The 20,729-nt window shown below is 73.5% G+C and carries 19 protein-coding genes; all 19 read left to right on the forward strand.

What is annotated here, in order from left to right; all coding sequences use genetic code 11:
* The first annotated feature begins 4 nt into the window (after positions 1-4).
* The 19 genes from ACIBEA_RS11445 (at position 5) to ACIBEA_RS11535 (ending at position 20,676) form a co-directional block, all read left to right on the forward strand.
* Positions 5-628, forward strand: coding sequence for an isochorismatase family protein (locus tag ACIBEA_RS11445; protein ID WP_399259616.1), 624 nt, complete (start codon positions 5-7; stop codon positions 626-628).
* On the forward strand, positions 625-2,499 hold the full coding sequence (locus ACIBEA_RS11450) for an anthranilate synthase family protein (RefSeq protein ID WP_399259617.1): 1,875 nt from the start codon (positions 625-627) through the stop codon (positions 2,497-2,499). The genes ACIBEA_RS11445 and ACIBEA_RS11450 overlap by 4 nt, the downstream gene beginning before the upstream one ends.
* The gene (locus ACIBEA_RS11455) at positions 2,496-2,864 is read left to right on the forward strand and encodes a hypothetical protein (protein WP_354379812.1); all 369 of its coding nucleotides are present in this window, start codon (positions 2,496-2,498) and stop codon (positions 2,862-2,864) included. The genes ACIBEA_RS11450 and ACIBEA_RS11455 overlap by 4 nt, the downstream gene beginning before the upstream one ends.
* On the forward strand, positions 2,857-3,720 hold the full coding sequence (locus ACIBEA_RS11460; RefSeq protein WP_399259618.1) for a PhzF family phenazine biosynthesis protein: 864 nt from the start codon (positions 2,857-2,859) through the stop codon (positions 3,718-3,720). The genes ACIBEA_RS11455 and ACIBEA_RS11460 overlap by 8 nt, the downstream gene beginning before the upstream one ends.
* A gap of 15 nt (positions 3,721-3,735) precedes the next feature.
* A complete protein-coding gene (gene phzG, locus ACIBEA_RS11465) occupies positions 3,736-4,410 on the forward strand; it encodes a phenazine biosynthesis FMN-dependent oxidase PhzG (protein ID WP_399259619.1) in 675 nt (224 codons plus the stop codon).
* Positions 4,411-4,473: 63 nt separating this feature from the next.
* Positions 4,474-4,995, forward strand: coding sequence for a flavin reductase family protein (locus tag ACIBEA_RS11470; protein WP_399259620.1), 522 nt, complete (start codon positions 4,474-4,476; stop codon positions 4,993-4,995).
* A gap of 89 nt (positions 4,996-5,084) precedes the next feature.
* Positions 5,085-5,684 (forward strand): NAD(P)H:quinone oxidoreductase, encoded by a 600-nt coding sequence (gene wrbA / locus ACIBEA_RS11475; RefSeq protein ID WP_399260123.1) that lies wholly within the window; start codon positions 5,085-5,087, stop codon positions 5,682-5,684.
* Positions 5,685-5,737: 53 nt separating this feature from the next.
* A complete protein-coding gene (locus tag ACIBEA_RS11480; RefSeq protein ID WP_399259621.1) occupies positions 5,738-7,315 on the forward strand; it encodes an amino acid adenylation domain-containing protein in 1,578 nt (525 codons plus the stop codon).
* Positions 7,312-7,605 (forward strand): phosphopantetheine-binding protein, encoded by a 294-nt coding sequence (locus ACIBEA_RS11485; RefSeq protein WP_399259622.1) that lies wholly within the window; start codon positions 7,312-7,314, stop codon positions 7,603-7,605. The genes ACIBEA_RS11480 and ACIBEA_RS11485 overlap by 4 nt, the downstream gene beginning before the upstream one ends.
* A 7-nt stretch (positions 7,606-7,612) precedes the next feature.
* Complete coding sequence (locus ACIBEA_RS11490) at positions 7,613-8,629, forward strand: 3-oxoacyl-ACP synthase III family protein (protein ID WP_399259623.1); 1,017 nt, start codon at positions 7,613-7,615, stop codon at positions 8,627-8,629.
* Between the two features lie 145 nt (positions 8,630-8,774).
* Positions 8,775-9,875 carry a phenazine antibiotic biosynthesis protein gene (locus ACIBEA_RS11495; protein WP_399259624.1) on the forward strand — a complete coding sequence of 367 codons (1,101 nt, stop codon included), beginning with the start codon at positions 8,775-8,777 and terminating at the stop codon, positions 9,873-9,875.
* Positions 9,875-11,254, forward strand: coding sequence for an aldehyde dehydrogenase family protein (locus ACIBEA_RS11500; protein ID WP_399259625.1), 1,380 nt, complete (start codon positions 9,875-9,877; stop codon positions 11,252-11,254). Before ACIBEA_RS11495 ends, ACIBEA_RS11500 begins: the two co-directional genes overlap by 1 nt.
* 92 nt (positions 11,255-11,346) lie before the next feature.
* Positions 11,347-13,329 carry an FAD/NAD(P)-binding protein gene (locus ACIBEA_RS11505; RefSeq protein ID WP_399259626.1) on the forward strand — a complete coding sequence of 661 codons (1,983 nt, stop codon included), beginning with the start codon at positions 11,347-11,349 and terminating at the stop codon, positions 13,327-13,329.
* A complete protein-coding gene (locus ACIBEA_RS11510) occupies positions 13,326-14,783 on the forward strand; it encodes a lyase family protein (protein WP_399259627.1) in 1,458 nt (485 codons plus the stop codon). The genes ACIBEA_RS11505 and ACIBEA_RS11510 overlap by 4 nt, the downstream gene beginning before the upstream one ends.
* Positions 14,780-16,003 (forward strand): 3-deoxy-7-phosphoheptulonate synthase class II, encoded by a 1,224-nt coding sequence (locus ACIBEA_RS11515; protein ID WP_399259628.1) that lies wholly within the window; start codon positions 14,780-14,782, stop codon positions 16,001-16,003. The genes ACIBEA_RS11510 and ACIBEA_RS11515 overlap by 4 nt, the downstream gene beginning before the upstream one ends.
* Complete coding sequence (locus ACIBEA_RS11520) at positions 16,000-17,376, forward strand: acetyl-CoA carboxylase biotin carboxylase subunit family protein (protein ID WP_399259629.1); 1,377 nt, start codon at positions 16,000-16,002, stop codon at positions 17,374-17,376. The genes ACIBEA_RS11515 and ACIBEA_RS11520 overlap by 4 nt, the downstream gene beginning before the upstream one ends.
* Complete coding sequence (locus tag ACIBEA_RS11525) at positions 17,373-18,680, forward strand: MFS transporter (RefSeq protein ID WP_399259630.1); 1,308 nt, start codon at positions 17,373-17,375, stop codon at positions 18,678-18,680. Before ACIBEA_RS11520 ends, ACIBEA_RS11525 begins: the two co-directional genes overlap by 4 nt.
* A gap of 109 nt (positions 18,681-18,789) precedes the next feature.
* Positions 18,790-19,599: a LuxR family transcriptional regulator gene (locus ACIBEA_RS11530; protein ID WP_399259631.1), complete on the forward strand. Its 810-nt coding sequence runs from the start codon at positions 18,790-18,792 to the stop codon at positions 19,597-19,599.
* A gap of 6 nt (positions 19,600-19,605) precedes the next feature.
* Complete coding sequence (locus tag ACIBEA_RS11535; RefSeq protein WP_399260125.1) at positions 19,606-20,676, forward strand: histidinol-phosphate transaminase; 1,071 nt, start codon at positions 19,606-19,608, stop codon at positions 20,674-20,676.
* The last annotated feature ends 53 nt before the right edge of the window (positions 20,677-20,729 follow it).

Consider the following 20,729-nt stretch of genomic DNA (forward strand, 5'->3'; position numbering starts at 1 on the left):
CCCGATGCCCGGCCTGCCCCCCGTCGAGTCCTATCCGCTGCCCACCGCCGCGGAGCTGCCCGCCAACACCGTTTCCTGGACCCCTGACCCCGGCCGGGCCGTGCTGCTCGTCCACGACATGCAGCGCTACTTCCTGGCCGCCCTGCCCGACCCGCTGCGCGCCGACCTCGTGCACAACGCCTCCCAGCTCCGCAAGCGCGCCGCCGCCCTCGACGTCCCCGTCGCCTACACGGCGCAGCCCGGCCGGATGTCCGACGAACAGCGCGGCCTGCTCAAGGACTTCTGGGGTCCGGGCATGCGGACCGGGGACGCGGACCGCGAGGTGGTCGCCGAGCTGGCGCCCGACATCGAGGACTGGGTCTTCACCAAGTGGCGCTACAGCGCCTTCTTCCGCTCCGGCCTGCTGGAGCGGATGCGCGCCGAGGGCCGCGACCAGCTGATCCTGTGCGGGGTCTACGCCCACATCGGGGTGCTCGCCACCGCCATGGACGCCTTCAGCAACGACATCCAGCCCTTCTTCGTCGCCGACGCCGTCGCCGACTTCTCCGCCCTCGAACACGCCCGCGCACTGGAGTACGTCGCCCAGCGCTGCGGCCGGGTCATATCCGCCGGGGAGGTCTTCGCGTGAACAGAGACCTGCTCGCCCGGATCCTGGCCGGAGACGTCCGCGACTTCGCCCTGCTGCACCGGCCCGAGCTCGCCCCCGACGCCGTCGAGGTGCTCGCCGGCGCCGTGCACGCCCCGGCCGCGCTGGCCGACGTACCGCTGGACGCCGACCAGGTGCTCGTGATCGTGCCCTACCGCCAGCTCGCCGAGCGCGGGTTCGCCGCCCCCGACGACGGCGCCCCGCTGCTCGCGATGACCGTCACCGAACGCCAGACGGTCCCGCTCGCCGCGCTGCCCGACCGGATCGCCGACCAGCCGGTGCACCTGAGCGGCGGCGGCTTCGACGTCGACGACGACCAGTACGCGGCGACCGTGCGGCGGATCATCGCCGACGAGATCGGCACCGGCGCCGGTTCCAACTTCGTCATCAAGCGCAGCTACACCGCCACCATCGAGGACCATGCCCCGCGGCGGACCGCGCCCGCCCTCTTCCGCCGCCTGCTGGAGCGCGAACAGGGCGCCTACTGGACCTTCGCCATCCACACCGGCGGGCGGACCTTCGTCGGCGCCACCCCCGAACGGCACGTCTCCCTCGCCGGCGGCACCGCCGTCATGAACCCCATCAGCGGCACCTACCGCTACCCGCCCACCGGGCCCACCCTCGACGGGGTCACCCGCTTCCTCGCCGACCGCAAGGAGGCCGACGAGCTGTACATGGTCGTCGACGAGGAACTGAAGATGATGGCCCGGATCTGCGCCGACGGCGGCCGGGTCACCGGACCCCACCTCAAGGAGATGGCCCGCCTCGCGCACACCGAGTACTTCATCGAGGGCACCACGGAGCGCGACGTGCGGGAGATCCTGCACGAGACGATGTTCGCGCCGACCGTCACCGGCAGCCCCCTGGAGAGCGCGGCCCGGGTGATCCGGCGCCACGAGCCCGAGGGCCGCGGCTACTACGGCGGGATCGCCGCCCTGATCGGCCGCGACCCCGCGGGCGGGCGCACCCTGGACTCCGCGATCCTGATCCGCACCGCCGACATCGACGCGGACGGCCGGATGCGGATCGGCGTCGGCGCCACCCTGGTGCGCCACTCCGACCCCGACTCCGAGGTCGCCGAGACCCGCGCCAAGGCCGCCGGGCTGCTCAGCGCCCTGGAATCCGGCACCGCGGTGCGCTTCGCCGCGCACCCCGAGGTACGGGCGGCGCTGGCGGCCCGCAACACCGGGATCGCCTCCTTCTGGCTGCGCGGCTGCGCCGAGCGCGGCGACCGCGGGGCGTGGGAGCCCCGGCTGGCCGGGCTGCGCGCGCTGGTCGTCGACGCGGAGGACACCTTCACCGCGATGATCGGCCAGCAGCTCGCCTCGCTCGGCCTGGAGGTGACCGTGCGCCGCTTCGACCAGCCCTACGACGCGGCCGCCCACGACCTGGTCGTCCTCGGCCCGGGCCCCGGCGACCCGCGCGACGGCGCCGACCCGCGGATCGTGCACCTGAACGCGCTCGCCGGAGAACTCCTGGAGCAGGGCAGGCCGTTCATCGCGGTCTGCCTCAGCCACCAGGTGCTCAGCCTGCGCCTCGGCCTCCCCCTGGTCCGCCGCGCCACTCCCAACCAGGGCGTGCAGCGGCAGATCGACCTCTTCGGGACGACGGAGCGGGTGGGCTTCTACAACACCTACGCCGCCCAGAGCGCCGAGGACAAGATCGACGCGGGTGACCTCGGCATCGTCGAGGTCAGCCGCGACCCGCACACCCGCGAGGTGCACGCCCTGCGCGGAGCGCGCTTCGCCTCCATGCAGTTCCACGCCGAATCGGTGCTCACCGTCGACGGCCCCCGGATCCTCGGGCAGGCCCTGCTGCGGGCCCTGGGGTCGCTGGAGGTGGCGGCCCGATGAGGGTGGACATCGCCTGGTGGGAGCTGGCCGGGACCGGCGCGAGCATCGACTCGCTGCGCGAGCACCTGCGCGAGGAGGCCGTGGACGCCTGGGTCGACGTGCCCGGGCTGGTCCTCAAGCTCTGGGTCGCCGACCGGCCCGGGAACCGGTGGGGGGCCGTGATGCTCTGGACCGAGCGTCCCCCCACCGACACCCTGCCCGCCAACCGGGCCGCCGAGCTGATCGGCGGCCCGCCCACGCACCGGTCGCGGTTCGAGGTCGAAGCCGCGGTGGAGGGCGTACACCCCCTCGTCACCCTCCACGGGCTCGGCGCAGCGTTCGCCGACGCCACCTCACTCAGTCAGGGAGCGCTTCCCCATGCATGACTACATGGTCGTGGATGCCTTCGCGCGCAACCCGCTCGAAGGCAACCCCGTGGCCGTCTTCTTCGGCAGCGAGGACCTCACGTCGGACCGGATGCAGGCCATCGCGCGGGAGATGAACCTCTCCGAGGTCACCTTCGTCCTGCCGCCCGACGCCGACGAGGCCGACGCCAAGATCCGGATCTTCACCCCGGTCAACGAACTGCCCTTCGCGGGCCACCCGATGCTCGGCACCGCCGTCGCGCTGGGGCTGTCCCGCAAGGCGCTCGGGGTCGGCCGCAAGGAGGAGCGGCTGCGGCTGGAGACCGGCATGGGCGTGATCCCCTTCGACGTCGGCATGGACAACGGGGACGGCTCGGTCATCGTCCAGATGCGCCAGCCGCACCCGAGCTGGGAAGCGTACGAGCACGCCGAGGAGCTGCTGGAGGCGCTCGGCATCGACAAGTCCATCGCCCCGGTGGAGATCTACCACAACGGCCCGCGGCACGTCTTCGTCGGCCTGGAGAGCATCGAGGCACTGTCCGCCGTACGACCCGACCACCGGGCGCTGTCCCGCTTCCCCGACATGGCGGCGAACTGCTTCGCCGGCGCGGGGGAGGAGTGGCGCACCCGGATGTTCTCCCCGGCCTACGGGGTGGTGGAGGACGCGGCGACCGGTTCGGCCGCCGGGCCGCTGGCCATCCACCTGGCCCGGCACGGGCTGGCCCCGTACGGACAGCGCATCAAGATCACGCAAGGGGTCGAGATGGGCCGCCCGTCACGGATGTGCGCCACCGCGCACGGCATGGCGGACCGGGTCAACGGGGTGCGGGTGGGCGGCTACGGCACGGTCATCGCCCGCGGAACCATCTACGTCTAGGGAGCAGCAGCGGCCATGAGCACTTCGACGAGCCCCGCCGTCCGGGCGGGCCTGGACACCAGCAAGTACGAGTCCCTGACCGGCGCCACCGACCTCCCCTTCCTCGAGTACGACGCCCCGCCCGCCGAACCCCTCGCCCTGGCCCGGCAGTGGATCGCCGAAGCCGTCCGGCGCGGGGTCCGCGAGCCCCGCTCGCTGGCCCTGGCCACCGCCACCCGGATGGGCCACGCCTCCAACCGGATCGTCACCATCGCCCGGGAGACCGAGCGCGGCTTCGTCTTCACCACCCACAGCACCAGCCGCAAGGGCCGCGAACTCGCCGACAACTGCTGGGCGTCCGGCGTCCTGTACTGGCGCGAGACCGGCCAGCAGCTCATCCTCTCCGGCCCGGTCACCGCCCTGTCGGCGGCCGAATCGGACGAGCTGTGGGCGGCCCGCCCCACCCCGCTGCACTCGATGACCACCGTCTCCCACCAGAGCGACCCGGCCGCCGACCTGGACGCGCTCCGCGAGCGGGCGTGGTCACTGGCCGAGGGCGGGCAGCCTCTGCCCCGCCCCGACCGGTTCACCGGCTACCTGCTGGAGCCCGCCGAGGTCGAGTTCTGGAACGCCGCCTCCGACCGGCTGCACCGCCGGCTCTCCTACACCCGCCTCGGCTGCGACTGGCACACCAGCCGCCTCCAGCCCTGACCGGCCCCGCACCGACCCCAACACCGATTCGAAGAGACCCGACCGGAAAGGAAGGACCGTGCGATGGAGCGCTCCCAGCTCACCGGCACGATGGCCCGCGTACCCGGCCCGGTGACGGTGGTGACCACGATCGACGGCGAGGGCGAACGTTGGGGCTTCACCGCCAGCTCGTTCAGCTCCGTCTCCCTCGATCCGCCGCTCGTCTCGGTCTGTCTGGACAAGGGCGCCAGCACGCACGCCGCGTTCGCCACCGCGCGGCACTTCCTGATCAACGTCCTCACCGAGGAACAGCACGCCGTCGCCCGCCGCTTCGCGACCTCCGGCATCGACCGCTTCGCCGCCGGGGACATGGAGACCTGCGAGATGGGCCTGCCCGGCCTGCAGACGGCCGGCGTACGCGTCGCCTGCTCCATGCACTCGGCGGTCGACGCGGGGGACCACACCATCCTCCTCGGCTGCGTCGAGGAGACGTACACGAGCGACCGCACCCCGCTCGTCTACTACAACCGCGCCTTCGCCCGGCCCACGCCCAACGCGTCCCGGGCCGAGCAGGACTTCAGCGCCTGCCACATCGCCGACTGGTGAACCTTCGAGCCGAGGAGCCGTACGCCGTGACCACCGCAGCGCCCACCACCGCACCCGCCGCCGCGCCCACCGACCAGGGCCGCCTCGCCGTGAACGTCGCCGTGATCTACTACTCGGCCACCGGACACGTCACCGAGATCGCCCGGGAGATCGCCGAGACCGCCGAGAAGGCGGGCGCCGAGGTCCGCCTGCGCAAGGTCGCCGAACTCGCCCAGCAGTCCGCGATCGACGCCAACCCGGTCTGGGCCCGGCACGCCGCCGAGACCGCGACCGTCCCGGTGGCCACCCCCGACGACCTGCTGTGGGCCGACGCGGTCCTCTTCGGCTCGCCCACCCGCTTCGGCAACGTCTCCGCCCAGCTCAAGCAGTTCCTCGACTCCCTCGGCCCGGCCTGGAGCAAGGGCCTGCTCGCCGACAAGGTCTACGGCGGCTTCACCTCCACCGCCAGCCCGCACGGCGGCCAGGAGTCCACCCTGCTGGCCCTGACCGCCTCCTTCCACCACTTCGGCGGCATCGTCGTCGCCCCCGGCTACACGCACCCCGACAAGTTCACCGACGGCAACCCCTACGGCACGGCCCACTGGTCCGGCGGCAAGGGGTCCCGGCCCGTGGACGACACCACCCGCAACGCCGCCCGCGCCCAGGCCGAACGCATCGTCCGCTTCGCCCGCGCCGTGAAGCACGCCTGACCGAGCGAACCCACCAGCCCAGTCCGTCCGCACCCCGGAGCCCGGAGCCCGCCATGACCATCGCCACCATCGGCCCGCCGCACACCGAACGCGCCACCGACTACCGCACGCTCACCGACCTCCTCGCCGGGTCCGTCGCGCGCTTCCCGGAGCACACCGCGATATCGGCCGACGGGATCTCCTACACCTACCGCCTCCTCGACGGCTGGGCGAACGCCATCGCCGACCTGCTCGTGCGCCGCGGCGTGGGCGGTGGGGACCGGGTGGCGCTGCGGCTGCCGCCGGGCGCCACGGCCATCGCCGCGATGATCGGCGTCATGAAGGCGGGCGCCGCCTACGTGCCCCTCGACGTGCGCAACCCGCCCGCCCGCAACGAGTTCATCGTCTCCGACAGCGCGGTGGCCGCCTTCCTCGGCGACCCCGACGGCTGCCCCACCGGCGCCGTCCCGGTCCTCTCCGAGGACGCCCTCGCGGCCCTGCTGGACGGGCCTGTCGCCGCCCCGCCCGCCGGACCCGGCCCGGACCCGCACGACATCGCCTACATCATCTACACCTCCGGGACCACCGGCCGCCCCAAGGGCGTCCTGGTCCCGCACGGCGCCGCGGCCGTCCTGCTGGCCAGCGCGGACGGGCCCTTCGCCTTCAACGAGCGCGACAGCTGGCTGCTCTTCCACTCCATCTCCTTCGACTTCTCCGTCTGGGAGATCTGGGGCCCGCTGTCCACCGGCGCCCGCGTCGTGGTGCTGCCCGCCGGGACCGCCCGCTCGCCCGAGGCCACCCTGCGCTTCATCCGCCAGGAGGGCGTCACCGTCCTGAACCAGACGCCGACCGCCTTCGGCGCGCTCACCACCATCGTGCTGCGCGAGGACGCCGACCTGCCCGAGCTGCGCTACGTCATCTTCGGCGGCGAGAAGCTCACCCCCGAGACCGTGCGCCCCTGGTCCAAGCGGTTCGGCCTCGCCCAACCGGCCCTGGTCAACATGTACGGGGTCACCGAGGCCGCCGTCCTCAGCACCTACCACCCGGTGACCGAGGAGGACCTCGACCGCGACGACCTCCCCGTCGGCATCCTGCTCTCCGGCAGCGCCCGCGTGGTCACCGAGGACGGCCGCGAAGCCGCCCCCGGCGAGGAGGGCGAGCTCTGGCTGGCCGGACCGCAGGTCGCCGACGGCTACCTCGGCCGCCCCGAGCTGACCGCGGAACGCTTCCCGACCGTCGACGGCGTGCGCCACTACCGCAGCGGAGACCTGGTCAGCCGCCGCCACGACGGCCGCTTCGTCTACCGCGGCCGCGCCGACCTCCAGGTCAAGCTCCGCGGCCACCGCATCGAGCTCAGCGACATCGAACTCGCCGTCCAGGCCCACCCGCACGTCGCCGACGCCATCGTCTGGGTGCACACCTTCAAGCCCGGCGACGACCGGCTCGCCTGCGCCTACGTCGTCGCCGAGGGCGCCGAGGACCCGCGCGCCCGCACCCTGCGGGCCCACGTCCGCGACCTGCTGCCGTCGTACATGCACCCGTCCGTCTACCAGGCGCTGCCGCTGGCCTACCTGCCGCGCACCGTCAACGGAAAGGTCAATCGGGCCGAGGTGGCCCGCATCTGGGAAGAGCAGAGGAGCCAGTCCGCATGAGCATCCCCCAGCACCACACGACCACCGTCGCCCTGCCCGAAGAGGTCCGCGAGGCCACTCTCGCCTGGGTCGCCGAGCTCCTCGAAGAGCCCGACGTCACCCTGGAGGACACCTTCCTGGAGCTGGGCGGCCACTCCGCCCTCGCCCTCCAGCTCGGCCGCTACGCCCACGAGCGCTTCGGCATCGAGTACGACCTGCTGGTCCTCTTCGAGCGCCCGCTCGGCGAGGCCGCCGACGAACTGACCGAGCGGATCACCCGGATCAGCGCCACCGACGCGGAAGCAGCCTGAGGCCGCCGTGGTCGACATCGGAATCGTCTCCTTCGGCTACGCGTTCGGGGAGGACCAGAGCGTCGCCGCCGCCGCGGCCGACTACGTCAGCGACCCCGAACGCGTCGTCAAGTGGGGCTACCACACCTTCCACCGCGCCGCCGACGGGGTCACCGGCACCGACCTCTCGCGGGGCGCGGCCGAACAGGCCCTGGCCCGCGCCGGGATCACCGCCGACGCCCTCGACCTGGTCGTCGTCGCGATCACGGACATGCCCGAGTACTCCTACTGGGACAGCGCCTCCGCACTGGCCCGGGAACTGAAGATCGGCCGCACCCAGACCCTGCTCCTGCAGGAAGGGTGCGGGTCCGGGGTCAACGGCCTCTTCTACGTCGCCTCCACCCTGGCCATGCAGCCCGAAGCCGAGTACGCCCTGCTCGTCGTCGTCAACCGGGTCAGCGAGTTCCACCGCAACCGGATGAACGTCATCAACACCGTGCTGTCCGACGCGGCCGTCGCCGTCGTCGTCCGGCGCGGCCACGACGCCAACAAGTGGCTGGCCAGCGAGCAGTTCACCGACCCCGAGTACAGCGACCTGCTGCGCCTCGACTTCGGCGGCGCGGTCACCCCGCTGCCCCCCGTCGGCTGGACCAGCGCGGACGCGCCCTCCGCCTACGACCAGGTGCGCGAGCAGTTCGGCGGCAACCCCGCCGCGCTGCGCACCTTCATCGGCGAGCGCTACACCCGCCTCGTCGAGGTCATCGAGGGCGCCTGCCGCCGGGCCGGGGTCCAGCGCACCGACCTCGACCACGTCATCTACCTGAACGACGTCCCCTCCAGCATCGCGGCCGTCGCCGGACCGCTCGGCATCCCGCTGGAACGCACCAACGCGGCCATCGCCCCCGGCCACGGCCACATGGGCGGCGCCGACCAGCTGATCTCGCTCGGACTCCAGGTGGAGAGCGGCGAACTGAACCCCGGCGACCTGGTGGCCCTGTGCGGGATCTCCACCGGCCGCTGGTGCGCCACCTTGATCCGCGTCTAGCCCGTCCAGCCGTGACCTGAGAAGCACGCGCCCGGCCACCCGGGCCACCAGACCAGCGCGTACGCCGGCGGGGCCGTCCATTCCCCCGTGCCGGGCCCCGCCGGCGTACCCGCTGCACCACCCGTCTCGCCCGAAGGAGAGCACAGTGCCCTCGCCCGCCAACCCGATCCTGGACCTCCCGTACGACGTGCAGCCCGATCCGGACGAGTTCGTCCAGGCCGCGATGGAGTGGCACTTCAACCCGGAGACCGGTTCGCCGTTCTGGCTGCGGCGGGCGGAGACCCTCGACTTCGACCCGCGCACCGAGATCAAGTCCCACGCGGACCTGCGGCGCTTCCCCAATGTCACCGGCGAGCTGCGGTACGTGCGCGCCGAGGACCTCATCCCGCGCGGCTACGGCTCCGGCCCCGACGTCGTCGGCGTCTTCGAGAGCGGCGGCACCACCGGCGCCCCCAAGCGGGTCGTCCTCACCCGCGACTGGCTGGAGCGCATGGTGGCGTGGTCCAACGCCAACATCGACGCCCACGGCTTCCCGCGCGGCGCGAACTGGCTCGGCCTCGTGCCCACCGGCCCGCACATCGTCGGCGAGTTCTTCCACCGCTCCGCCACCACCCACGGCGCCCGCGGCTTCACCATCGACCTCGACCCCCGCTGGGTGAAGAAGCTCATCGCCCAGGGCCGCGGCGCCGACGCCGGGGCCTACGCCCTGCACCTGCTGGAGCAGGCCGAGTTCGTGCTGCGCTCCCAGGACATCGGCGTCCTGACCATCACCCCGTCCGTCCTGGAGCGCCTCGCCGGCCGCGAGGACCTCGTCGAGCTGGTCAACCACAAGGTGAAGGCGATCCGCTGGGGCGGCACCCAGCTCGACCCCGACTCCCGCCACCTGTACAAGACGGAGATCTTCCCCGACGTCGCCTTCTGCGGGAACTACGGCAGCACGATGATCCTCGGCTTCGCCGGCGAGCGCGCCGGCCTGCCCGACGACGAGCCCTGCGTCTTCGACCCGCTGAGCCCCTACGTCACCTTCTCCGTGGTCGACCCCGCCACCCGCGAACCGGTGGCCTACGGCGAGCGCGGCCAGGTCCTGGTCAGCCACGTCAGCAAGGGATTCCTGCTCCCCAACAACCTGGAGCGCGACCTCGCCACCCGGCTCCCCGCCAACGGTGCCCTCGTGGGGGACGCCGTCGCCGACATCGCCCCCGTCGCCACCTTCGAGGACGAGCCCGTCATCGAGGGGGTCTACTAGTGAGCACCGTCCCGCGCCTCGACGCCCTCGGCCCGCGCGGCTCCTTCCGCGCCCGCAAGCGGCTCACCGTCACCGATGTCTCGGGCGCCCCGGCCGCCGAACTCAGCCTGGTCCCCTCCCTGTTCGTCGACCGCGCGGCCAAGGCCCTGCACCGGGCCCGGCCGCTGGACGCCGACGCCCGCATCGCCGCCGTCCTGCGCGCCGCGCGGCTCTTCGCCACCGCCGAGCTCGACGGCCGCTCCATCGAGGTCCACGAGCGCGCCGTCAGCCGCGTCGGCGGCGTCCCGCTGGCCGTCGTACGGGCCACCACCACCAACATCGCCGCCCGCCTCACCCGCGTCTACGACAGCCTCACCCAGGCCCGCCCGGCCGGCACCGCCGAGCACTGGCGCTCCCCGCTCACCCGCACCGGCCGCGCCGTGTGGACCCGCCGCGGCGAGACCTTCGCGGTCCTGGCCGCCGGCAACCACCCCGGCACCCACAGCCTGTGGCCCGAAGCCCTGGCGCTGGGCTACCGGGTCGCCGTCCGCCCCTCCCGCCGCGAACCCTTCACCCCGCACCGGCTGGTCACCGCCCTGCGCACCGCCGGCTTCGGCGACGACCAGATCGTGCTGCTGCCCACCGAACACGCCGAAGCCGACACCCTCGTGCGCGCCGTGGACCGGGCCATGGTCTACGGCGGCGAGGACGTCATCCGCAAGTACGGCGGGAACCCGGCCGTCCACCTCCAGGGCCCCGGCCGCAGCAAGATCCTGATCACCGCCGACACCGACTGGCGCGCACACCTCGACACCGTCGTCGCCTCCGTCGCCGGACACGGCGGCACCGGCTGCGTGAACACCACCACCGTCCTGGTCGAAGGCGTCGAAGCCGCCACCGCCCTGGCCGAGCAGCTCGCCGAACGCCTCGCCGTGCTCCCCGCCCTGCGACCCGAGGACGACAAGGCGGTCCTGCCCGTCCAACCCCTGGAGAGCGCCCTCGCCATCGAGCGCTACCTGCTCTCCCACACCGAGGGCGCCCGGGCCTGGCTCGGCGGCGACGGCATCGCCGAGGAACTGGGCGACGGCAGCGCCGCCCTGCGCCCCGCCGTCCACCAGCTGGAACGCGCCGACGCCCCCCAAGCGGGCATCGAACTCCCCTTCCCCTGCGTGTGGGTGGCCCCCTGGGACCGCGCGGACGGGATCGGACCGCTGCGCGGCTCCCTCGTCGTCACCGCCCTCACCCAGGACGAAAGCCTCCTCGACGACCTCGTCGCGGAGCCCTCCATCGGCAACGTCCACGCCGGCGACCACCCCACCTACTGGATGGGCCCCGGGCTCCCGCACGACGGCTACCTCGCCGAATTCCTCATGCGCAGCAAGACCGTCATCCGCGACTGAAAGGAGCGGCCATGTGCACCAGGTGCGGACTCTCCGACGTCGGCTGGAACATCCCCTCCGCGTGATCCGCGGCCCGAACAGAAGGATCAGCCATGCAGCACAGCCATGCCCAGATCTGCATTGTCGGGGCAGGCCCCCGGGGCTTGTCCGTCCTCGAACGGCTCTGCGCCCAGGAGCGCAAGTCCCCGGCCCACGACGCCCTGACCGTCCACATCGTCGACCCGGCCCCGCCCGGCGCCGGAAACGTGTGGCGCACCGCGCAGCCCCGCCACCTGCTGATGAACACCGTCGCCTCGCAGATCACCCTCTTCACCGACGACAGCGTCCGCATCGAAGGGCCCATCGAGGAGGGCCCCAGCCTCTACGCCTGGGCCCGCCGCCTGGACCCCTCCGACCCCGGGCACGAGGAGCGCTACGGCGCCCAGACCCTCGCCGAGGCCCGCGAACTGGGCCCCGACACCTACCCCACCCGCGCCTTCTACGGCCATTACCTCCAGTGGGCCTTCGAAGAGGCCCTCGACGCGGCCCCCGCCCACGTGGACATCCAGGTCCACCGCACCCGCGCCATCGCCCTGCACGATTCGGAGATCCCCGGGGGCGCCCAGTCCGTCGAACTCGCCGACGGAGTACGACTGTCGGGCCTGTCCGCGGTCATCCTGGCCCAGGGCCACCTGCCCGCCAAGCTCACGCCCGAAGAGCAGCGGCTCGCCGACTTCGCCACCGAGTACGGCCTCTCGTACACCGGCCCGGCCAACCCCGCGGACACCGACCTCACCGCGATCACCCCCGGCCGCCCCGTCCTGCTGCGCGGCCTGGGCCTCAACTTCTTCGACTACATGGCGCTGTTCACCCTCGGCCGCGGCGGCTTCTTCGAGCGCCGGGCGGACGGCCGGCTCGTCTACCGGCCCTCCGGCCTGGAACCCAAGATGTACGCCGGGTCCCGCCGGGGCCTGCCCTACCAGGCGCGCGGCGAGAACGAGAAGGGCCCCGACGGGCGCTACGCCCCCCGGCTGCTCACCGTCGCCCGCGTCGACGCGATGCGCGCCGCCGCCAAGGACGGCGACTGGATCCACTTCGGCATCCACATCTGGCCGCTGATCCAGAAGGAGGTCCAGAACGTCTACTACGAGCGCCTCCTCGCCGCCCGTGGCGAAGACCCCGCCGCCGTGGCCTCCTTCACCGACCGCTACCTCGCCGCCCCCGACGAGGACGCCGAAGACCTCCTGCTGCTCGAAGCGGGCGTCGAAGATGGCCAGCGCTGGAACTGGGAGAGCCTCTCGCGCCCCTACGGCGACCTGCGCTTCACCGGCCGCGACGACTTCCGCCGCTGGATGCTCGCCTACCTGCTGCGCGACGCCCACGAAGCCCGCGCGGGCAATGTCAGCGGCCCCCTGAAGGCCGCCCTCGACGTCCTGCGCGACCTGCGCAACGAGATCCGGATAGCCGTCGACCACGGCGGCCTCGAAGCCACCTCGCACCGCGACGAACTCGAAGGCTGGTACACCCCGCTCAACGCCTTCCTCTCCATCGGCCCGCCCGTCTCCCGCATCGACGAACTGATCGCGCTCGCCTCCGCGGGCATCGTCGAGTTCACCGGCCCCGGCCTGCGCGTCACGGCCGACCCCGACGGCCCGGGTGGACCCGCCTTCGTCGCCACCGCCACCGGCGTCGACGCCCCCGACATCCGCACCACCGCCCTCATCGAGGCCCGACTGCCCCACCCCGACCTGCGCCGCACCACCGACGCGCTGCTCGTCCAGCTGCTGGAGAGCGGCCAGTGCCGCCCCTACAAGATCCTGGGCGCCTGCGGCATCGAGTACGAGACCGGCGGCCTCGCCGTCTCCGAACGCCCCTACCGCCTCGTCGACGCCGAGGGCCGCGAGCACCCCCGCCGCTTCGCCTACGGGGTGCCCACCGAATCCGTCCACTGGGTCACCGCCGCCGGCATCCGCCCCGGCGTCGGCTCGGTCACCCTGGAGGACTCCGACGCCATCGCCCACGCCGCACTGGCCCTGTCCGCGGTCACCGCGCCCCTGGCCAGCGCCTCCGGCACCGGAGCGGAGCCCCGGCCGTGACCGCGCCCCGCCCCGGACCCGCCACCGGCGCCGACATCGACGTCGGACTGCTCTCCCCGGTACGGGCCGGCACCCCGGCCGAGACCACGACCTCGGACACCGCCTGGCTCCAGGCCATGCTGGACGCCGAGGCCGCGCTCGCCCGGGCCCAGGCCCGCCTCGGTACGGTCCCCCCGGACGCCGCCGAGGCGATCACCGCCGCCGCCCGCGCCGAGCACTTCGACGCCCGGGCCCTGGCCCTCGCCGCCCGCGAGACCGCCAACCCCGTCGTCGGCCTGGTCACCGCCCTCACCGCACACCTGGAGGGCGAGGCCGCCGCCGAGTACGTCCACCGCGGCTCCACCAGCCAGGACATCCTCGACACCGCCATGATGCTGGTCGCCGCCCGCACCCTGGCCCCGCTCCGCGCCGACCTGCTGGCCGCGGCCGGCGCCCTGGCCCGCCTCGCCGCGGACCACCGGGACACCCCGATCGCCGGCCGCACCCTGGCCCTGCACGCCGTACCCACCACCTTCGGACTCAAGGCGGCGGGCTGGCGGCACGGGCTGCTCGACTCCGTCCACCGCATCGACCTGCTCCTGGACGGCGGGCTGCCCGTCTCCCTCGGCGGAGCCGCCGGAACCCTCGGCGGCTACCTGGAGTACGCCCGTATCGCCGCCGCCGCCACCGGCAGCGGTAGCGGTAGCGGCGTCGACCCCGACACCTTCCACGACCGGCTCGCCGCCGCCTTCGCCGCCGAGACCGGCCTCGCCGCGCCCCTGCTGCCCTGGCACGCGCTGCGCACCCCGGTCGCCGACCTGGGCGCCGTACTCGCCCACACCACCGGAACCCTCGGCAAGTTCGCCGCCGACGTCCTGCTCCTCGTCCGCACCGAGACCGCCGAGGCCGCCGAACCCGCCCCGGCGGGACGCGGCGCCTCCTCCGCCATGCCGCACAAGCGCAACCCCGTACTGGCCACCCTGATCCGCTCCGCCTCCCTCACCGTCCCCGCGCTGGCCGCCGTACTCGCCCAGGCGCTCGTCACCGAGGAAGAACGCTCCGCCGGTGTCTGGCACAGCGAATGGCACGCCCTGCGCGAATGCCTGCGCCTGGCCGGCGGGGCCGCCCGCACCGCCGTCGAACTGGCCGAAGGCCTCACCCCCGACCCCGTCCGGATGCACGCCAACCTGGCCCTCACCGGCAGCGCCGTCGTCACGGAACGGATCGCCGCCGTCCTCGCCCCGCACCTGGGCAAGGCGGCAGCCCGCCGGCTGCTCACCGAGGCCACCGACGCCGCGCGCGCCACCGGCGACCCGCTGTACACCACCCTGTCCGACCTCCTGTCCGAACACCTCTCGGGCACCACCGACCTCACCCCGGAGCACCTGCGCGACCTGCTGGAACCCGCCCAATACACCGGGGTGGCCGGTCCGCTGACCGACCGGGCCCTGAAGCGAGGAGCGAGTACACGATGATCACTGCCCCCAGCGGGACCCTCCACTCGGCCCAACAGCCGGACTGGCCCGACCCGCAGACCCTCACCACCGTCACCGACCGGCTCGCCGCACTACCACCCCTCGTCCCGCTCTCCGAGGCCGACGCCCTGCGCGAGCGGCTGGCCGCCGCCGCCCGCGGGGAAGCACTCCTGCTCCAGGGCGGCCACTGCGCCGAGGAGTTCGGCCCGCGCGCACTCGGCGAGGCCGAGAGCACGGTCACCACCCTGCGCCAGATGGCGGAGATCATCTCCTACGGCGCCGCCGTGCCCGTCGTACCGCTGGGCCGGATGGCCGGGCAGTACGCCAAGCCGCGCTCCAGCTCCACCGAGACCCGCGGCGGCGTCGAACTCCCCGCCTACCGGGGCGACTCCGTCAACGGCCTCGGCTTCACCACCGCCGACCGGGCCCCCGACCCCTGGCGGATGGAGACCGCCTACCGCACCGCCGCCCGCACCCTGGAACGCATCCGACTGCTGCCGGGCGCCGACGACGAACTCACCGGACCCGACGGCCTCGCCGACCCCGCCGCAGGGGCGCCCTTCCACGTCAGCCACGAGGCCCTGCTCCTCGACTACGAAACCCCGCTCGTGCGCACCGACCCCGCCACCGGCCGCCGCTACGCGGGCTCCGGGCACCTCGTGTGGATCGGCGAACGCACCCGCCAACTCGACGGCGGACACGTCGCCTTCGCCGCCTCCATCGCCAACCCCATCGGCGTCAAGGTCGGCCCCACCGCCACCGCGGACGAACTCCTCACCCTCACCGACATCCTCGACCCCGACCGCGAGGGCGGCCGCCTCACCTTCATCACCCGCATGGGCGCCGACCGCATCCACGCCGTCCTGCCCGCCCTGGTCGAGAAGGTCACCGCCGCCGGCGCCAACGTGCTGTGGGTCTGCGACCCGATGCACGGCAACACCCAGGTCGCGCCCAACGGCTTCAAGACCCGCAGCCTCGGCGACATCACCGCCGAGATCCGGGCGTTCGTCGAGATCCACCGCTCGCTGGGCACCCACCCCGGCGGCCTGCACCTGGAACTCACCGGCAGCCACGTCACCGAATGCGTCGGCGGCACCGACCCGGTCACCCTCGACGACCTCGACCGCAACTACACCACCGCCTGCGACCCGCGCCTCAACCGCGGCCAGGCACTCGACATGGCCTTCCTGGCCGCCGACCTGTGGAGGCCCGCGCGATGAGCACCGCACCCGTGACCGAGACCCTGCCGCCGTTGTCGGGGAGACCCTCGGCCTTCCTCCTGACCGGATCCTTCCTGGCGATCTGCCGGGCCCCGCGCTACCTCACCGAACTCGCCGCGCGCGGACTGAAGATCCTCGTCATCACCCCGTCCGTGTGGCGGGAGCAGGCCCTGGCCGGGCTGAACGAGCCCGGCCACCCCGCCGCCGACATCGCCGACATCGCCTTCGTCGACGGCTCCGTCGACCGCGAGGGCTCCTTCACCCCCGGAGTCGTCGCGGCCGTCCGCGCCTGGGAGTCCTCGTACGAGATCATCGGCGCCTACGCGGCCGGCGAGACCCTCGTCGAGCCCACCGGCCTCATCGCCGACGCCCTCGGCCTGCCCGGACCGGGCCTGCGCGCCAGCCGGGTCTGCCGCAGCAAGTACCTCCAGCGCCTCCACCTCGGCGAGTTCAACCCCGCCTCGGTGGTCCTGCCGCCCGGCGCCCGGGAAGGCTTCGACCCCTCGTCGGTGCCCTTCCCCGTCGTCGTCAAGCCCGCCACCCGGCACTCCAGCTCGGGCGTCGCGACCGCCGCCGACGCGGCGCAGCTCACCGAGCTGCTCGCCGGCTACCCCGCGCACGAGACGATCCTGGTCGAGGAGAAGGTCCCCGGGCAGGAGTTCTCCGTCGAGGCCCTGATCCAGCACGGCAAGGTCGTCTTCGAGTCCGTCACCGTCAAGGAGACCACCGACTCCCACGCCGACACCTTCGTCGAGCTGTCCCACACCGTCTCCGGCGCGGTCGGCCTGGAGCGCAAGACCCTGCTCGCCGCCAACCGCTGCACCCTGAAGCTGCTGGACTTCAAGGACGGCATGACCCACTCCGAGTGGCGCCTGGACGCCGGCGGCCACCCCCGGCTGATGGAGATCGCCGCCCGCACCCCCGGCGACGGCCTGACCGTCCTCTACCACCTGGCCACCGGCCGCCCGCTGGAGCCGGAGATCATCAAGATCGCCCTCGGGGAGCCCGCCGAATACCCCAAGCCCGCCCGCCACGCCCGCCAGGTCTACCTCGAACACGACCCCGGCGTCCTCGACGAGATCAGCGTCGACTGGCCCGGAGCCGTCGTCGAATGGGCCGGCGAGGGCGACCTGTGGCCCGAGGTCCCCGTCGGCCGCCCCAACGACCCGCCGACCCTGCGCGCCGTCTTCGCCCAGAAGGAGAAGGGCACGGAGGTCGGCCCGCTGCTCAGCTCCGAGGACCGGGTCGCGAACTTCTTCATCGACGCCCCCACCGGCGTCGCCCTCGACGCACTGGAAGCCCGCGTCCGGGCCGCGATCACCATCCGCACCTCGCCCGCCGGGCCGGAGCCGGAGGCGGTGGCCGGGGCGTGACGCACACCGCACCACAGCCGGACGCCGAGGCCCCGCAGCAGTCGGCGGCCCCGGCTCCGGCCGACGGGACCCGCGCGGCCGTACCCCCGGCCGCGCGGGCCACCGTACGCGCCACCTTCAGCGAAGCGCCGCTCGCCGTGAAGACCCTGCTCGCCGGGGTGTTCATCAACCGGCTCGGCGGGTTCCTCAACATCTTCCTCGTCCTCTACCTCACCTCGCTCGGGCACTCCGCGGGCCGGGCCACCCTCGCGCTCGGCAGCTACGGCGCGGGCACCGTCCTCGGCGTGCTCATCGGCGGCTCGCTCTCCGCCCGGCTCGGCGCCCGCAACACCACCGCCGTGAGCATGGCCGGCTCGGCCGTGCTCACCGCGGCCCTGCTCTACCTCACCGACTACACCGCCCTGCTCGCCGTGATCGTCCTCGCCGGCCTCGCCGGTCAGATGTTCCGGCCCGCATCGGCGGCCCTGCTCTCCGAACTCGCGGGCCCGGACCGGCAGATCATGGTCTTCGCCATGTACCGCTTCGGGCTCAACCTCGGCGCGATGGCCGCGCCGCTCGTCGGCTTCGGCCTCTTCCGGCTCGGCCACGACTCCTACCACCTGCTGTTCTGGGGCGAGGCGCTGATCGCCCTGGCCTTCGCCCTGCTGGCCTGGCGCACCCTGCCCGCGGGCCGGGCCACGACCGCCGGACCCGACGAACCGGTTCCGGCCGGCAGCTACCTGGCGGTCCTGCGCGACCGTCGCTTCACCCTCTACCTCGTCGCCACGGTCCTGCACACCGCCGTCTACGCCCAGTACCTCTCCACGCTGCCGCTCGACGTGGCCGCCGCCGGACTGGGCCTCATCTGGTACACCGCCGCGGTGTCCCTCAACGGCCTGCTCGTCATCGCCTTCGAGCTGGTCCTCACCAAAGTCACCCAGGACTGGCCGGTACGGGTCACCATCGGCCTGGCCTTCGCCCTGCTGGGCGCCGGAGTCGCCCTGTACGGGCTGCCGATGGGCCCGGCCGTCATCGTCACCGGCACCCTCGTCTGGACCCTGGGCGAGATCATCGGCGGGCCGGCGATCTTCTCGTACCCGGCCGTGATCGCACCGACCCCGCTCAAGAGCCACTACCTCGGCAGCTTCCACTTCGCCTTCGGCCTGGGTTCCGCCCTCGGCCCGGTGGCGGGCGGATGGCTGTTCGCCGCCTTCGGCCACTCCTTCTGGTACGCCGTCGGCGCCATCTCCCTCCTGGCCACCGTGCTCGCCCTGCTGGCGCTGCGCACGGCCCCGGCCGCACCCGAACCGGAGCCGGGGGAGTGAGCACAGACGCACCGAGGGCCGCGGAGGGATGCTGCATCCCCCCGCGGCCCTGCCCGTTGTCCGCCCCACCCGACCGGACCGTTCCTCCCCCGCCCCGAGAGGCCACGCCATGAACACCACCCAGGGAGCCACCTCCACGATCGACCCGCTCGACACCCTCCTGCGGATGGCCGACACCCTCGGCACCCTCTCCCGGTACGCCGCCGAGAGCGCCGAGCACGCCACGTCGGCGTTCCCGCCCGCACCCGCACCCGCACCGGCCGCCGGCATCGCCTACCTGCACGGCGGCTCGGAGATAACCGGGGCCATCCACGACGCACTGCGCGAGGCCCGCCACGAGATACTCACCGCCCAACCCGACGGCCCCCGCCCCGACGCCACCCTCGACGAGGCGTACGAAGCGGTCCGCGGCCACCTCGACCGCGGCGTCGCCATGCGCACCCTCTACCAGCACAGTTCGCGCTTCCACGAGGCCACCAAGCGGTACGTGGGCTGCGTACAGGCCCGCGGCGCGCAGGTCCGCACCCTCCCGGAGCTCTTCGACCGGATGATCGTCATCGACCGCGAGGTGGCCTTCATCCCCGCCGACGAGGCGCGCTCCCGCGCCGTCCTGGTCCGCGACACGGCCGTCACCGGCTACCTCGCCGACGTCTTCGAGAAGGCCTGGGACCGCGCCGAGCCCTACCCCTTCCGCCCGGTCCGCGCCGCGGACGCCGCCTGCGAGGTGATCCCGGACCTGCGCCGGGCCATCCGCAAGCTGCTCATCGAGGGCCGCTCCGACAAGGCCATCGCCCGCCGGCTCGGCATCAGCCTGCGCTCGGTCCAGGGCCACGTGTCATGCCTGCGCGACGAGTTCGGGGCCCAGCACCGCTTCCAGCTCGGCTACCTGATGGGCCTCGCCGAGCACGAGGGGTCCTGAGGGGTCCTGAGGGAGCCCTGCCCCACCCGACCGCGACCGTCCCCGCCCCGACCGTTCGTACCCCCTTCCCGAAAGGAACCCGCCGTGCACCTGCTCGCCGCCAACGAGAACCCCTACCCGCCGCTGCCCTCGGTCGCCGAGGCCCTCGCCGAAGCCGCCGGCCGGGCCAACCGCTACCCGGACCGCGCCGCCACCGAGCTCACCGACCGCCTCGCGGAGCGGCTCGGCGTCCCCGCCGGTCGACTCGCCCTCGGCGCCGGCTCGGTCGGGGTGCTCCAGCACCTCCTCCAGTCCTTCGTCCGCGCGGACACCGACGAGGTCCTCCACGCCTGGCCGTCCTTCGAGGCGTACCCGCACCTCACCGACATCGCCCGGGGCACCGGCGTGCGCGTCCCGCTCGGCCCCGGCGCCGTCCACGACCTCGACGCGATGGCCGCGGCCGTCGGGGAACACACCCGCGTGGTCATCGTCTGCAATCCGAACAACCCGACCGGCACCACCGTCCCCGGCGTCGACCTGGAGCGGTTCCTGGACCGGATACCGGCCGGGGTGCTCGTCGTACTGGACGAGGCCTACCGGGAGTTCGTCACCGACCCCCGGTCGGCCGACGGCGTCGCGCTGCTGGCCGGCCGCCCGGACCTGGTCGTCGTGCGCACCTTCTCCAAGGCCTACGGTCTCGCGGGCCTGCGGATCGGCTACGCCGTCGCCCACGAGCCGGTCGCCGCGCGGATCCGGGCGGCCGCCGTGCCCTTCGGGGTGAACAACGCCGCCCAGGCCGGGGCGCTGGCCTCGCTGGCCGCCGAGTCCGAACTGCTGGCCCGCGTCGAGGAGTTGGTCAAGGAGCGCGAGCGCACGGCGCGCGCGCTCACCGACCTGGGCCTGGCGCCCGCGGTCAGCGAGGCCAACTTCCTGTGGCTCGGGCTCGGCGCTCGCGCCGCGGAGTTCGGCGCCGCATGCGCGGAAGCCGGGGTGGCCGTTCGGGCCTTCCCCGGCGAGGGGGTCCGGATCACGATCGGCACCCCGGAGGCCAACGACACCGCTCTCGCGGTGGCCGCGGCCTTCGCGCACCGACCCTGATCCGGGCCCCGTTCCGCTTGCCTTCCCCTCGCCCTGTCCCGGTCCGCCCCTCG

It is taken from the genome of Streptomyces sp. NPDC051555, assembly GCF_044454405.1.
Classification (GTDB): Bacteria; Actinomycetota; Actinomycetes; order Streptomycetales; family Streptomycetaceae; genus Streptomyces.